This is a genomic window from Microbacterium jepli (assembly GCF_047237905.1).
Lineage (GTDB): Bacteria > Actinomycetota > Actinomycetes > Actinomycetales > Microbacteriaceae > Microbacterium.
Map to the genome: position 1 here is coordinate 1639689 of NZ_JBDFLW010000005.1, position 13814 is coordinate 1653502.

Sequence of the window (13814 nt, forward strand, 5' to 3'; positions counted from 1 at the left end):
GTCGATCGAAAGGAGAAGGTCATGATGCAGGAACTGGGGGCGCGCGTGCTGGCGCGTGTGCGGTCCGCCTGGGGAAGCACCTGGGAAGAGGATCGCGGCGACGTGCCGGGATGGGTGCTGATCACGCTGATGACGGCCGGTCTGGTCGTCGTCATCTGGGCGCTGGCCGGGCCCGCGCTGGCGGAGCTCTTCCAGCAGGCCATCGATCGGGTCTCCGGAATCTGACCAGTGCGCCGCATCCGCGAGCTGCTGGGCGATGAGCGGGGATCCAGTCCCGTGGAGTTCGTCCTCGTCGGGACGCTGCTCACCTTCCTGACCTTCGCCGTGCTGCAGCTCGCGCTGGCGATCTACGTCCGCAACGTCGTGCACGACGCCGCCGTGGAGGGCGCGTTCCATGCCGCACTGGCCGACACCTCGCTGGAGCAGGGGGCAGAGCGCACCCGCGCCATCGTCACCCGCGCCGTCGGTGCCGAGTACGCCTCCGACATCACGGTGACGGATGCCGGAACCGCCGACCGTCCGCAAGTCGAGGTCACGGTCCGAACCACGCTGCCGCTCGTCGGTCTCCTCGGCGTTCCGCGCATGTTGGAGGTGACCGCGCATGCGCCCGCCGAGTCGTTCGACTGATCGGGCAGCGCAGGCACTCGCGGCACTGCGACGCCGGCTCAACCTGGCGGACGAACGCGGCTCCGCCGCGCTGGAGTTCATCGTCGTCGGGATGCTGCTCCTCGTCCCCGTCGTCTACCTCATCATCTCGCTGGGTCTGGTCCAGGGCCAGGCCCTCGGGGTGGAGGCGGCCGCCCGTCACATCGCGCGCACGGTCGCCGTGTCGACGGATGACACCGACGCGCGTGCAGAGGCGGCGCGGGTGCTCGACGCGGTGGTGGAGGAGTACGGCCTCGATCCGGCATCCGTCGACATCGCCCTCGACTGCCGCCCGGCGAGCACCCGGTGTCCCGAGGCCGGCGCCACGGTCGTGGTCACCGTCTCCGCGCGGGTGTCGCTGCCCCTCGTGCCACCCGTTCTCGGGCTCGAGCGTCTGGCGTCCATCCCGGTCGACGCGTCGGCTGCCCAGAAGGTGTCGCGCTACTGGGGGACCCAGTGAGGGGCCGCGTACCATCCGCCGCGGAGGGCGAGGAGGGCAGCATCCTGATCCTGACGATCGGCTACTGCCTGCTGGCGCTCGTCGCGGTGCTGGTATGCGTCAACGCGACGAGCCTGTATCTGGCGCAGAAGAGGCTCGACGCGCTGGCGGATGCTGCGGCTCTCGCCGGTGCGGACGGATTCACCCTGGTCGTCACTGACGCCGACCCGCTGGCGGTCCTCACCGACGACGGTGTGGCGGATCAGGCGGGCGCGCTCGTCGCCGAGGTCGGGGGAGGAGCCGTGGTCGTCGCGGCCGGCACCCCGGACGGCACGTCGGCGCGGGTGACGGTCGCGGGGCGATGGTACCCGCCGGTGGTGTCGCTGTTCGTCCCCGACGGGCTCGCCCTCGAGGCGACCGCGACGAGCCGCACCGCCCTGCGCTGATCAACCAGCCCCACCCGTGCGGGCCGCGCTCGGTTCGCCGCCGCACCGGCAGCGCTCAGCCGGGCGCAGCGCGCGGCACGAACCGCGGCACCCACCGCACGAAAGCCGCCGCCCCGAGCAGTCCGAGCACGCCGACCGCGCCGGTCGCGATCGCGAGCGACGAGACCGCGGCGATTCCCGACACCAGCAGCGGCGCGACCGCGCCGCCGGCGTCGGTCAGCGTGCGCCACGACCCGAGGAAGGGCGCGGGGTCGGCGGGTGGGGCGACGTCGGCGCCGAGGGTGAGCAGGATGCCGCTCGACAGGCCGTTGCCGACGCCGAGCACGGCGGCGAACAGCGCGAACCACATGGCCGACGAGGCGAGGTCGTGCGTGAACGCCAGGGCGATGAAGCCGGCGCTCATGAGCAGCATCGCCGGGAGGGCGGCCCACAGTCGGCCGAACCGGTCCATCACCTGCCCGCTGGCGTAGAACAGCGCGAAGTCGATGGCGCCGGAGACGCCGACGACCAGCGCGATCGTCTGGGCGTCGAGCCCGATCGACACGCCCCACAGCGGCAGCACGACCTGGCGCGTCGAGCGGATGGCGGAGAGCGATGCCGCGGCCAGCCCCAGCCGCGACAGCACGCCGCGGTGACGCCACATCGTGCGGAACACGCCCACGCGTTCGAGGGTCGGGATGGACCCGGTCACTGCCTCGCCGCTGTCGTCCGGCAGGTCGGTGCGGCGGGACGGCTCGGATCCTGCGCGCGCACCGGAGGCCGCAGCATCCTGAATCGTGCCGTCGGTGAGCGGCGGCTGCTTCTCCGGATCCGGACCGAGGAGCACGAGAAGGATCGTCGCGATGAGGCAGACGGCGAAGAACCACACCGCCGCGTGCTCGTCGCCGAAGAGCGCGAGGAGCGCGGCGGCGATGAACGGTCCGACGAACATGCCGAGGCGGAACGATCCGCCCAGCAGCGACAGCGCTCGCGCGCGGAAAGCGAGCGGCACCCGCGTCGTCATGAACGAGTGGCGTGCCAGGCCGAACGCCGCCGCGCAGAAGCCGATGACGAAGATGGATGCCGCGAACACACCGAGGCTGGGGGCGAGCAGCAGTCCCGCCAGGCCGACGAGGGCGACGGATCCGGCGATGGCCATCGTCAGACGCTCGCCGATCCGGGCCACGGCGTAGCCCGCGGGGAGGTTGCCCACGAGCTGTCCGACGACCAGCGCCGAGGCGATGAGGGCGGCGGTCGCGACATCCGCTCCGAGCCGGGAGGCGATCACCGGGATCAGGGGGATGACGGCGCCCTCGCCGAGGGCGAAGAGCACCGTGGGTCCGTAGACCATGGGCCCGAACCGGAGGAAAATCGTTCCGGCGCGGTCTGTCACCGCATCCACGTTAGTCTGGACTGTCATGCTCGATCTCGATCTTTCCGCCGACATCCAGGCCGTCCGCTCAACCTTCGCCGACATCAAGGCGGTGGTGGACACCGACGCGCTCACCGCGGAGATCGCCCGTCTCAGCGAGGAGGCCGGCGCCCCCGACCTGTGGGACGACACCGAGAAGGCGCAGAAGGTCACGAGCGCGCTGAGCCACCGTCAGTCGGAGCTCGCGCGCATCACCGCCATCGAGCGGCGGCTCGACGACCTCGACGTGCTCATCGAGCTCGCGATGGAGATGGACGACCAGGACTCCGCCGACGAGGCCCGCAAGGAGCTCGCCGAGGTCACCGAGTCCGTCAGCCAGCTCGAGGTGCAGACGCTACTGGACGGCGAGTACGACGACCGCTCGGCGGTCGTGACGATCCGCTCCGGCGCCGGCGGCGACGACGCCACCGACTTCGCCGAAATGCTCATGCGGATGTACCTGCGGTGGGCCGAGCGTCACAAGTTCCCCGTGAAGGTCATGGACACCTCGTTCGCGGAGGGCGCCGGCATCAAGTCCGCGACCTTCGAGATCGACGCCCCGTACGCCTACGGCACGCTGTCGGTCGAGGCCGGCACGCACCGCCTCGCGCGCATCAGCCCGTTCGGCTCCGCCGACAAGCGCCAGACGAGCTTCGCCGCCGTCGAGGTCATCCCCGTCATGGAGGAGGCCGTCGAGGTGGAGGTGCCCGAGGGCGACATCCGCGTCGACGTGTTCCGCTCGTCCGGCCCCGGCGGCCAGTCGGTCAACACCACCGACTCCGCGGTGCGCATCACCCACATCCCCACGGGCATCGTGGTGTCGATGCAGAATGAGAAGTCGCAGATCCAGAACCGCGCCGCCGCGATGCGCGTGCTCCAGACGCGCCTGCTCATCCTGCAGCGCGAGCAGGAGGCGGCGAAGAAGAAGGAGCTGGCCGGCACGATCACGGCGAGCTGGGGCGATCAGATGCGCTCCTACTTCCTCTACGGCCAGCAGCTCGTCAAGGACCTCCGCACGGGCTACGAGGTCGGCAACCCCGCCTCGGTCTTCGACGGCGACCTCGACGGCCTCATCGCCGCGGGCATCCGCTGGCGCAAGCGTCCCGACGAGGACTGACCCGGTCGGACGCTTCTCGCCGAGAGGGCGGATGCCGCGACTGCGGGTGTCGCTCGGGGTGCACCGCGGGGCCGCGCTTAGGCTCTCAGAGCCATGATCAGGTTCGAGAACGTCACGAAGCGCTATCGCGGCACCTCCCGCCCCGCCCTGAGCGAGGTCGACTTCGAGGTGCTCCGGGGCGAGTTCGTCTTCCTCGTCGGCGCGTCCGGCTCCGGCAAATCCTCGTGCCTCCGGATGATCCTCCGCGAGGAGACGCCGAGCGACGGACGCGTGGTCGTGCTCGGCCGCGACATGCGCTCGCTCTCCAACCGCAAGGTGCCGTACTTCCGCCGCCACATCGGCGCGGTCTTCCAGGACTTCCGCCTCCTGCCGAACAAGACGGTGTTCCAGAACGTGGCCTTCACGCTGCAGGTCATCGGGTCCTCGAGCGGCTTCATCCGTCAGGCCGTCCCCGAGGTGCTCGCCCTTGTCGGGCTCGACGGCAAGGAGAAGCGGTTCCCGCACGAGCTCTCCGGTGGTGAGCAGCAGCGCGTCGCCATCGCACGTGCGCTGGCCAACCGCCCGCAGGTGCTCCTCGCCGACGAGCCGACCGGAAACCTCGACCCCGGCACGTCCGTCGACATCATGCAGCTGCTCGCGCGCATCAACGCCAACGGCACGACGGTGGTCATGGCCACGCACGAGGCCGGCTTCGTCGACCAGATGCAGCGCCGGGTGATCGAGCTCAGCGACGGCGTTCTCGTGCGCGACGAGCGCCGCGGCGGCTACGGCGACACCTCCGGCCTGCCGAGCCTCGCCCCGGAGCCCGAGAAGGGCGCCGCGGCGATCGCCGCCCTGACCGCCGTGCTCGAGGTCGCCCGCGAGGTCGATGCCGGCCAGCTCGAGCCCGCCGCCGTCGACGCGGCCGTCGTCGCCGCCGAGGAGGCGGTGGGCACGGTCCTCCACGAGGCAGGGGCAGCGGATGCCGCGGCCCAGGCCACCGCTCTGGAGGCCGCGCTCGCGCGCACCGAGGCCCCGACCACGCAGTCCCTTCCCGTCATCGATGCCGCGGAACTCGACGTCACCGAGCTGGGGGTCGCCGACCGGCTGGGCCTCGGCGAGGACGAACCCGAAGAAGAAGTGGGGCCGACCTCGTGAGGTTCCGTCTGATCCTGGGGGAGGCGCTCTCCGGCCTCCGCCGCAACGCGTCGATGGTGATCTCGATCATCCTCGTGACCTTCGTCTCGCTCACCTTCGTGGGCGCCGCGATCCTCATGCAGATGCAGATCGGCATCATGCGCGACTACTGGGCCGATCGCGCCCAGGTGACGGTGTACATGTGCGCGCCGGTGTCGACGGCGACCACCTGCACCGCAGGGCAGGCCGCCACTCCTGAACAGGTCGCCGAGGTGCAGGCCAAGCTCGACAGCGCCGCGATCGCCCCGCTCATCCGCGACTCGCGCTTCGAGACGCAGGAGGAGGCGTACAACAACGCCCTCCAGCTGTTCCCCGAGGACTACGCGGACGTGCTCTCGCCGGAGCAGTTCAACGAATCGTTCTCCATCAACCTCGTCGACCAGCGGCAGTCAGACGTCATCATCGAGGCGTTCGCGGGCCAGGCCGGCGTAGAGGAGGTCAAGGACCAGCTCCAGTACCTCGAACCGCTGTTCTCGGCGTTGACCGTCGCCACCTACATCGCCGTCGGCATCGCCGGTCTCATGCTCGTCGCGGCCGTCCTCCTCATCGCGACCACGATCCGCTTGTCGGCCTTCGCGCGACGTCGGGAGATCGGCATCATGCGCCTGGTCGGGGCATCCAATCGGTTCATCCAGACCCCGTTCATCCTCGAGGGCGTCTTCGCGGCCTTCATCGGCTCGGTGCTCGCGTCGGGTGCGGTCGTGGCGATCGTGCACTTCGGGGTGAACCAGTACCTGCGGGAGCGGATCGACTTCGTCACGACGTGGATCGGCATGAGCGACGCGTGGGTCGTCATTCCGGTGATCATCGTCATCGGCGTGGTGCTGGCGGCGATCTCCGCCGGATTCGCCATCCGCCGCTGGCTGCGGGCGTGACGGCTTCGCCGAGGGCCCGCGCCCGCTGATAGACTGATGGGCTGCCGCGTGCTCGCGCGGCGTCATCGCAACAGCTCACGGAACGGTACGACATGCCCAGGGAACGCGGCGAGAAGGTCATCGCGACCAACCGTCGCGCGCGCCACGAGTACAACATCGAGAAGTCGTACGAGGCGGGCCTCGTGCTCACCGGCACCGAGGTGAAGTCGCTGCGGCAGGGCCGCGCGAACCTGTCGGACGGCTACGCCTACATCGACGGCGGGCAGGCGTTCCTCGACGCCGTCCACATTCCCGAGTACTCGCAGGGCCACTGGACGAATCACTCGACCAAGCGCACCCGCAAGCTCCTCCTCCACAAGGAGGAGATCATCAAGCTCTCCCACGCGGTGTCCGCCGGCGGGTACACGCTCATCCCGCTGAAGCTCTACTTCTCCGACGGACGCGCCAAGGTCGAGATCGCCATCGCCAAGGGCAAGCACGAGTGGGACAAGCGCCAGACCCTTCGCGAGCGACAGGACAAGCGCGAGGCCGAGCGCGCGATGCGCTCGAAGAACCGCCTCGGCGAGTAGCGCGTCTTCGCCGATCGGCGAGCGCGACCGTGCCCTCAGCTTGCGGTGAAGCGGGCCTCGACGGCCGCGGTCAGGGTGATGTCCTCGGGCTGGAACTGCATCGCCGGTCCTGACGACGCGTCCATCGCCGCGAAGGCGGCGCGCATCATCTTCGGCGACGCGGGCATTCCCGGGGCGTCGCCGCCGCCGAGCAGCCCGACGTCGGCGATCTGAACGGGGGTGACCGTCTCGCGGCCGATGGCCCGCGCGTAGGCGGTGGCTCGCGCGACCGCCACCTGGACGGCCTCGGTCGCGACCTCCTGCTCGCGCGCGGCGCGGGTGGTCGGGGTGAGGATCCAGTCCACACCGCCGACCTGCACGCCGTCACGCTCCGCGACGTCGGAGAGCCACGCCGACAGTGCCGCCACGTCGGAGAACGTCGCCGAGATGTCGATCGTGGCGTAGTGCACGGGAGCGAGGCGGGTGCCGTCGGCGTTCCACGGGCGGTCGGACCAGACGGCGGCGCGGCCGCTCGACCACTCGACGATCGTGCCGGCGGCCTGCCGCGCGGCGAGATCGTCGCGGAGGGGGAGTGCGAGGGCGGCGACACGCTCGAGCACGGGGGCCCGCTCCGGTCCTTCTCCGCGCACGGTGATGCGGGCGATGCCCCGCTCGGGCGCGATGCGGGTCTCGTGCTCACCGCGGACGGTGATGATGACGTCGGCCATACCGCGCACTCTACGCGGTGGTCACGTGGCTGCGAACGGACGCACGAGCGCAGGAACTTTTTCCACGCGGGTGCATCCAGGCGGCGACAAGCGCCGGAACAACTCCACAACACGGGCGGACCCCCCGCCCCCCGTCAAGGAGGAAATCGTGCGAAAGACTCTCACCGCCGGTCTCGCAGCCGGCATCGTGCTGGCCGCCGGCGTCGCCCTGCCCGCCAACGCCATCTCGTCGTCCTCTGCAGACCTGTCGGTCCTGCACGCCATCCCCGGCCTCACCGTCGACGTCTACGTGGACGGCTCCCTCACCCTCGATGACTTCACGCCCGGCACCCTCGCCGGACCGCTCGACGTGCCCGCCGGCGAGCACGTGGTCGCCGTCACCGCCGCAGACGCGGCCGACGCCAGCGCACCGCTGCTCGGCCCCGTCACGCTGAACCTCGCCGCGAACACCAGCTACACCGCCGTGGCCAACCTGGACGCGTCGGGCAACCCGGCCCTCAACGCCTTCACCAACGACCTCAGCGCGACCAAGGCCGGCGAAGGCCGCCTGACCGTCCGCCACACGGCCGCGGCTCCCGCCGTCGACGTGCTCGCGGGCGGCTCGCCGGTCGTGCAGATGCTCGAGAACCCGAACGAGGCGACGTTGAACCTGCCCGCCGGCACGGTCTCGGCCGCCGTCGCGCTGGCCGGAACCACCGACCCGGTGATCGGCCCGGCAGACGTCACGATCAAGGACGGCACTCTGACCGTCGTCTACGCGTGGGGCAGCGCCACCGACGGCAACCTCGCCCTCGCCGTGCAGGAGATCCCGACGGCTCACTCGAACCCGGGTGGCGTGCCCTCCGGCACCGCAGGCTACGCCGCGCAGCGCGACGCGCAGAACCAGGCTCTCTGGCTGACGGGCTCCGCGCTCGTCCTGGCGGCCGGTGCCGCCACGACGGTGCTGGTGCGCCGCCGCCGCGTCGAGTCCTGATCGTGCGGTCGCGGGCCACGTCCCCCAGCGTGGCCCGCGACCCGCGTCGTCCACAGAGTTCGGCCGCGGATCGCTCGCTCAGGTGATCCGCGGCCGGCATTCCTCCCGAGGTATCCGGTGAAACGCTTCCTTCCCCTCGCCCTTGTCGTCCTGCTCCTCGCGGGCTGCTCGACGCCGGCGCCGCCGGCCGCCCAGGCGCCCGTGGAGACAGCCGCCCCGACCCCGACGGCCACGCCGACCACACGGCCCACGGCGACGGTGGACGTGCCGCGGACGGCCGCCACGGCGGCCCCGGTCGCAGCATCCGATCCGCCCGCCGAAGTGGTCATCGAAGCGCTGGGAATCGATGTGCCGATCGTCCCCGTCGGCGTCGACGGCACGGGATTCATGGAGATCCCCGACGACCCTGCGATCGGCGGCTGGTACCGTTTCGGCCCCGAGCCCAGCACCGGTTCCGGCAACACGGTCATCGCGGCCCACATCGACTCGCCCGACTACCCGATCGGCCCCTTCGCGTCGCTGCGGGACGCTCCCGAAGGCGCCGAGGTGCGCGTGACGTCCGCCGCGGGCGTCGAGTCGCGTTGGGCGGTGCAGACGGTGACGTACTACGCCAAGACCGACCTCGACACCGACATGCTCTTCGCGCGCACCGGCCCCGCCTCGCTGGTGCTGGTGACCTGCGGGGGAGAGTTCGACGCGTCCACCGGTCACTACCGCGATAACGTCGTCCTGGTAGCGACGCCGATGTCGTGAGCGGAGACGAGCCCATGGATGACGCAGCGGAGTCCGCCCTCGACGCGCGGTTCCGCGCTGGGGACGAGCGGGCGCTGGCGGAGATCTACCGGCGCTGGTCGCCGGTCGTGTACACCTTCGCGATGCGGTCGCTCGGAGATCGCAGCGATGCCGAGGACGCGACGCAGAAGACCTTCGTGTCGGCGTGGACATCGCGCTCGTCCTTCGACCCCTCGAAGGCCAAGCTGTCAACGTGGCTGATCGCGATCGCGAAAAGGCGCATCGCCGACACGCACGAGGCGCGCGCCCGCATCCGTGCCCTGCACGAGGAGCTGCAGCGCACGGCCCTGGTCGACGAGGTCCAAGGACCGGAGATCGACCTCGGCGAGACGATACTGGTCGCGGGGGAGCTCGAGCGTCTGGAGCCCGACGCGCAGCGCGTCATGCGCCTGGCGTTCTTCGACGATCTCACCCACCAGGAGATCTCCGACCGCCTGGAGATGCCGCTCGGAACGGTGAAGAGCCATATCCGCCGAAGTCTGCTTCGACTGAAGACACGTCTGGAGGTGAACCATGTCGCATCCTGAATCCGAGATCCTCGCCCTGATGGCGATGGGCGAGTCCGTCGCGTCGCCCGAGGAGCGCGCGCACATCGAGGACTGCCCGGGCTGCCGGGAGGAGCTCTCGCGTCTGCGCCACGCCGTGGACGTGGGACGCGCGACCATCGACGTGGGCGAGCTCGACACGCCGGCACCGATCGTCTGGACGCGCATCGCCGACGAGCTCCAGCTGAGCGACGAGGTGCGAACGGATGCTGCGGCCGCCGCGTCGGCGACGACCGAGGCCCCGGCGCGGCCCGAGCCTGGCCCGGCCCCGGTAGCCGACACCGCGACGCGACGATCGCGCCGGGGCGGCGGACGGCGCCCGGTGTTCCGCGCGCAGTGGATCCTGGCCGCCGCCGTCGTCCTCGTTCTGGGCGTCGGCGCGGGCACGTGGGCCGTGGTGCGTCAGCTCGCGCCGACGCCGGTCGCCCAGGCCGCGCTGGATGCGTTCCCCGATCACCCCGGCGCCAGCGGCACCGCGGTCGTCGACCGCGACAGCGACGGCGCCGACACGGTCACCGTCACGCTGAACGCCCCGAACGATCCGAACGGCTATCGCGAGGTGTGGCTCATCACCGCGGACGCGACCGCACTGGTCAGCCTCGGAGTGCTCGACGGCGACGAGGGGACCTTCACCATCCCGTCCGGCGTCGATCTCAACCGCTACGTGCTCGTGGACATCTCCGACGAGCCGGTGGACGGCGATCCCACGCACTCCGGCGACTCCATCGTGAGAGGCCAGCTCAGCTTCGGCTGACGGCGGTCGGCCTCCGGCAGACGGCGGTCGGCGCGCGGCTGACGGCGGTCGGCGCGGACGGCTCGGGTCGGGCCGTCCGCGCCGACCGCGTCGGCGACCGCGCCGTCGTGCGGGCACCGACGATTCCGCTGCGGCCGACGTCACGGTGAGGCGATCATCATCGTGAACGCATAGGTTCGATATATCGGCTCGCATCCGGCGGCGCCCCCATTGAGGAGACACCACCCCATGGACCTGTTCGCGCTCATCGGCATCGGCGTCGCCGCCGCTGTCGTCCTGCTGATCCTCCTGATCGGCTTCATCCTGTTCCGCGCCTGGTATCAGGTGCCGAAGGCCGACGAGGCCATCGTCATCGTCGGTAAGAAGGCCCGCGACAGCACCGAGGGCGAAGCCAACAAGATGACCGTCATCAGCGGTCGCGGCGCGTTCGTGAACAAGCTCACGCAGCGCTCCGACAAGGTGTCGCTCCGCTCACGTCAGATCAAGTTCGAGCCGACCGCGCAGACGATCAACGGTGTCACGATCGACCTGACGGGTGTCGCGCTCGTCAAGATCGGCTCGACGCCCGATCAGGTGCGCCGTGCGGCGGAGCGCTTCGCCTCCCAGGACGAGGCGATCGTCATCTTCACCACCGAGCAGCTGGAGGGCGCCCTGCGCGGCGTCGTCGCCAAGCTCACGGTGGAGCAGGTCATGCAGGACCGCCAGAAGCTCAGCGACGAGATCGCCGAGGGCATCTCGGGCGATCTCCTCGCGCAGGGTCTCGTGCTCGACTCCTTTGCGATCCAGGGGATCACCGACAAGAACAACTACATCTCCGCGCTCGGCGCCAAGGAGGTCCAGCGAGTCAAGCGCGAGGCGGACGTGGCCGAGATCGACGCGCTCCGCGAGGTCAAGAAGCGCCAGCTCGCCGCCGACGAGGCCAACCTCATCGAGCAGACCGCGCTCGACAAGAACAGCGCCGCGGCCAAGTCCGAGGTGGGTCGCGCGAACGCGCAGGCCGAGCAGGCCGAGAACCTCGCCCGTGCCGAGGCCGAGCAGGGCGTCCTGCTGCAGGAGGCCAACAACACGCAGGCGCGACTGGACGCGGAGGTGAAGAAGGTCGCCGACGCCGACAGGTACCGCGATCAGATCGCCGCGGACGCCGACAAATATCGTCAGCAGTCGGCCACCGACGCCGAGACCTACAAGCGTCAGAAGAGCGCCGAGGCCGACCGCAAGGTCGCCCAGGAGCGCGCCGATGCCGACGCCTACGCGGTGAACGCCCAGGCCAAGGCGCGGGAGGCGTCGGCCTCGGCCGAGGCCGCCGCGGTGCGGGTGCAGGCGGAGGCCGAGGCCACCGCCGTCCGGCTGAAGGCGGAAGCCGAAGCCGAGTCGGTGCGCCTGCGCGGAAACGCAGCGGCCGAGGCCATCGCCGCCGAGGCGGAGGCCCTCCGCGCCAACCAGGACGCGATCCTCGCCCGCGAGGTCATCGGCCAGCTGCCGCAGCTCATGGCGGAGTTCGCCAAGGGCTACGAGAAGGTCGGCAGCATCACGCTCGTCGGCGGCGACACCGCCGGTACGCACCTGGCTCGCGAGCAGTCATCCAGCCTCACCGCCACGTTCGAGAGCGTGCGTGCGGCGACCGGGCTCGACCTCGGCTCGATCATCCAGGGCCAGGCGCTCGGCCGCGGGATCGCGGAGGGAGCCGGGTCGTCCCCGGCTTCGAGCACGACCTCGGGTCCGTCGAGTGAGGGCGCACCCGCGGCATCCGCTCAGTAGGCCTGCTGGATGGCCGCCGCGACGGCTCCCACGTCGTCGTTGGCGGCCAGCACGCCCTGGATCCCGTCGACGAACCCCTGGTTCACGATGATCACGAACGCCAGCCGGCGGCCGGACTTCGCCTCCATCACTCCGCCGAGCGCCTTCGTGTTGAGCCGCGTCCTGCCGTTCATGAGGTCGCCGCCGACGAGCGTGCCCGTCTTCGCGAAGACCTTGCCGGCGGCGGGGGAGTCCTTCTGCACGCTCTCCAGCGACCCGTCCACGCCGAGGACGGGCATGGTGCTCTTCCACTGGTCGGCGTCGGGACGGGCGGCCATGATGCGCTGGAGCTCGACGCCGTTCGCGGCCGTGATGTAGTTGCCGGCGAGGCCGGAGCCGTCGACGAGCGAGGCGCCGTCCGTGTCGAGTCCCGCATCCGCCCACAGCCGGCCCGCGACGCCGAGCCCGTCCTCACAGTCCTTCTTGCCGCTGTCCACGGCCAGGAGGCAGATGAGCGTCTGCGCGCCGCGGTTGTAGCTGATCTTCATGACGTACGTCGCCTCCTCCGAGAGCGGCAGAGACACCAGTCGCGCGACGTCCGGAAGGGCGTCGACCGCCGCGGTTTCGGGCAGCGTGGAGGAGTCGTTGACCGCGAGCGGATCGGCCGCGACCGAGACGCCGGCGCGGCCGAGCGCCTCGATGAAGGCGGTGCGCGCGAACGTCGACGGGTCTTTCAGCAGGAACGTCTTGAGCTGCGGCGCCGACCCGGCCGCGACGGAACCGCTCACGACGATCTGCCCCGGGGCCGCGGCGACGGGGTCTTCGACCTTCGCGTCGGCGCCGGCGGCGACGGTCGTGACCTGGTTGACGATCTCCCACGGCGCGACGGCGGGCGTCAGCTCCACTGTGGCGGGTGCTCCGGCCTCTCCCGGCGTGATGAGCACGTCGAGGATGTTCTGGTTGACGATGATCGGCGTAATGGGCTCGCCGGCGAGCTGACCCTGGAAGAGCCGATCGTCGACGGTGACGCCTCCCGTCACCGAGGTGATGCCCGACGCCCGCACCTGCGCGGCGAGATCGTTCAGACCGGTCAGCGGATCCTCGGGCGTGAGGGTCGCTCCGGGAACCGGGTTCGCGTCGTTGTGGTCGAAATTCGCGAAGTCGACGGTGCCGTCCGCCTTCGTGCGGCCGCCCATCGTCAGGTCGCCCTTGCCGACGAGCACGAGATCGCCGTCGAGCACGCCCCCGGTGACCTCGCCGGTGCGCTTCACCGGCGTGGTGACGGTGTGATCCGGACCCCATCGCAGCCACGCGGCGCCCACGCTGTAGCTCTTCGTGAAGGACGCGGGTTCAGCCATGACGTCGCCGGCGAGGTCGACGAGCGCGGTGCCCGTCTCGAGATCGGAGACCGCGATATGCCAGGCGGCGTTGGCGTACTCCGGCTTGGCCATCACCTGCACCGCTGCGTCGGGCAGGTCACCCGTCGCGGGCGCACCGCTCTGCACGCCGGTGTCGGCGGTGCCACCGAAGCACGACGTCATGAGTGCTGCGGAGACCACGAGAGCGAGGCCGGCGGCGGCTCGAGGCAGCGGTCGTGCGCCGGTGCCTGCGGGCGAGGCGACGGACGTGGAAGACGGATGCGGGGCCAT

General features: G+C 70.8%; 16 protein-coding genes. 13 read left to right on the plus strand and 3 right to left on the minus strand.

Going from position 1 to position 13814, the window contains the following annotated elements; all coding sequences use genetic code 11:
- The first annotated feature begins 24 nt into the window (after positions 1-24).
- The 4 genes from ABC304_RS11940 to ABC304_RS11955 are packed head-to-tail and all read left to right on the plus strand — an operon-like array spanning position 25 to position 1530.
- The gene (locus tag ABC304_RS11940) at positions 25-225 is read left to right on the plus strand and encodes a hypothetical protein (RefSeq protein ID WP_412932931.1); all 201 of its coding nucleotides are present in this window, start codon (positions 25-27) and stop codon (positions 223-225) included.
- A 3-nt stretch (positions 226-228) separates the two neighbouring features.
- A complete protein-coding gene (locus ABC304_RS11945; RefSeq protein ID WP_412930912.1) occupies positions 229-627 on the plus strand; it encodes a TadE/TadG family type IV pilus assembly protein in 399 nt (132 codons plus the stop codon).
- Positions 602-1105, plus strand: a complete 504-nt coding sequence (locus tag ABC304_RS11950) for a TadE/TadG family type IV pilus assembly protein (protein ID WP_412930914.1) — start codon at positions 602-604, stop codon at positions 1103-1105. Before ABC304_RS11945 ends, ABC304_RS11950 begins: the two co-directional genes overlap by 26 nt.
- On the plus strand, positions 1102-1530 hold the full coding sequence (locus tag ABC304_RS11955) for a pilus assembly protein TadG-related protein (RefSeq protein ID WP_412930916.1): 429 nt from the start codon (positions 1102-1104) through the stop codon (positions 1528-1530). Before ABC304_RS11950 ends, ABC304_RS11955 begins: the two co-directional genes overlap by 4 nt.
- A 55-nt stretch (positions 1531-1585) precedes the next feature.
- Here the strand turns inward: ABC304_RS11955 and ABC304_RS11960 are convergent, their stop codons facing one another.
- Complete coding sequence (locus ABC304_RS11960) at positions 1586-2929, minus strand: MFS transporter (RefSeq protein WP_412930918.1); 1344 nt, start codon at positions 2927-2929, stop codon at positions 1586-1588.
- On the opposite strand from ABC304_RS11960, the gene prfB reads away from it, so the two are divergent.
- From prfB to smpB, 4 genes are all read left to right on the plus strand, one after another.
- Positions 2928-4037: a peptide chain release factor 2 gene (prfB, locus tag ABC304_RS11965; RefSeq protein WP_412930920.1), complete on the plus strand. Its 1110-nt coding sequence runs from the start codon at positions 2928-2930 to the stop codon at positions 4035-4037. The two genes, ABC304_RS11960 and prfB, sit on opposite strands and share 2 nt — an antisense overlap.
- Before the next feature lie 93 nt (positions 4038-4130).
- Complete coding sequence (ftsE, locus tag ABC304_RS11970) at positions 4131-5174, plus strand: cell division ATP-binding protein FtsE (protein WP_412930921.1); 1044 nt, start codon at positions 4131-4133, stop codon at positions 5172-5174.
- Complete coding sequence (gene ftsX, locus ABC304_RS11975) at positions 5171-6088, plus strand: permease-like cell division protein FtsX (protein ID WP_412930922.1); 918 nt, start codon at positions 5171-5173, stop codon at positions 6086-6088. Before ftsE ends, ftsX begins: the two co-directional genes overlap by 4 nt.
- Positions 6089-6180: 92 nt before the next feature.
- Entirely contained in the window at positions 6181-6657 is a 477-nt protein-coding gene (smpB, locus tag ABC304_RS11980; RefSeq protein WP_127095740.1) for an SsrA-binding protein SmpB, read from the plus strand.
- 35 nt (positions 6658-6692) lie between these two features.
- On the opposite strand, the gene ABC304_RS11985 is transcribed toward smpB, so the two are convergent.
- Positions 6693-7364 carry an SIMPL domain-containing protein gene (locus tag ABC304_RS11985; protein ID WP_412930923.1) on the minus strand — a complete coding sequence of 224 codons (672 nt, stop codon included), beginning with the start codon at positions 7362-7364 and terminating at the stop codon, positions 6693-6695.
- Between the two features lie 148 nt (positions 7365-7512).
- Between ABC304_RS11985 and ABC304_RS11990 the strand changes: the two genes are divergently transcribed.
- The 5 genes from ABC304_RS11990 (at position 7513) to ABC304_RS12010 (ending at position 12186) form a co-directional block, all read left to right on the plus strand.
- Entirely contained in the window at positions 7513-8337 is an 825-nt protein-coding gene (locus tag ABC304_RS11990) for a DUF4397 domain-containing protein (protein ID WP_412930924.1), read from the plus strand.
- A 117-nt stretch (positions 8338-8454) separates the two neighbouring features.
- The gene (locus ABC304_RS11995) at positions 8455-9090 is read left to right on the plus strand and encodes a class F sortase (RefSeq protein ID WP_412930925.1); all 636 of its coding nucleotides are present in this window, start codon (positions 8455-8457) and stop codon (positions 9088-9090) included.
- 14 nt (positions 9091-9104) lie between these two features.
- A complete protein-coding gene (locus ABC304_RS12000; protein WP_412930926.1) occupies positions 9105-9656 on the plus strand; it encodes an RNA polymerase sigma factor in 552 nt (183 codons plus the stop codon).
- Positions 9643-10428 carry an anti-sigma factor gene (locus ABC304_RS12005; protein WP_412930927.1) on the plus strand — a complete coding sequence of 262 codons (786 nt, stop codon included), beginning with the start codon at positions 9643-9645 and terminating at the stop codon, positions 10426-10428. The genes ABC304_RS12000 and ABC304_RS12005 overlap by 14 nt, the downstream gene beginning before the upstream one ends.
- A gap of 228 nt (positions 10429-10656) precedes the next feature.
- Positions 10657-12186, plus strand: coding sequence for an SPFH domain-containing protein (locus ABC304_RS12010; protein ID WP_412930928.1), 1530 nt, complete (start codon positions 10657-10659; stop codon positions 12184-12186).
- On the opposite strand, the gene dacB is transcribed toward ABC304_RS12010, so the two are convergent.
- Positions 12180-13814 (minus strand): D-alanyl-D-alanine carboxypeptidase/D-alanyl-D-alanine endopeptidase, encoded by a 1635-nt coding sequence (gene dacB / locus ABC304_RS12015; protein WP_412930929.1) that lies wholly within the window; start codon positions 13812-13814, stop codon positions 12180-12182. The two genes, ABC304_RS12010 and dacB, sit on opposite strands and share 7 nt — an antisense overlap.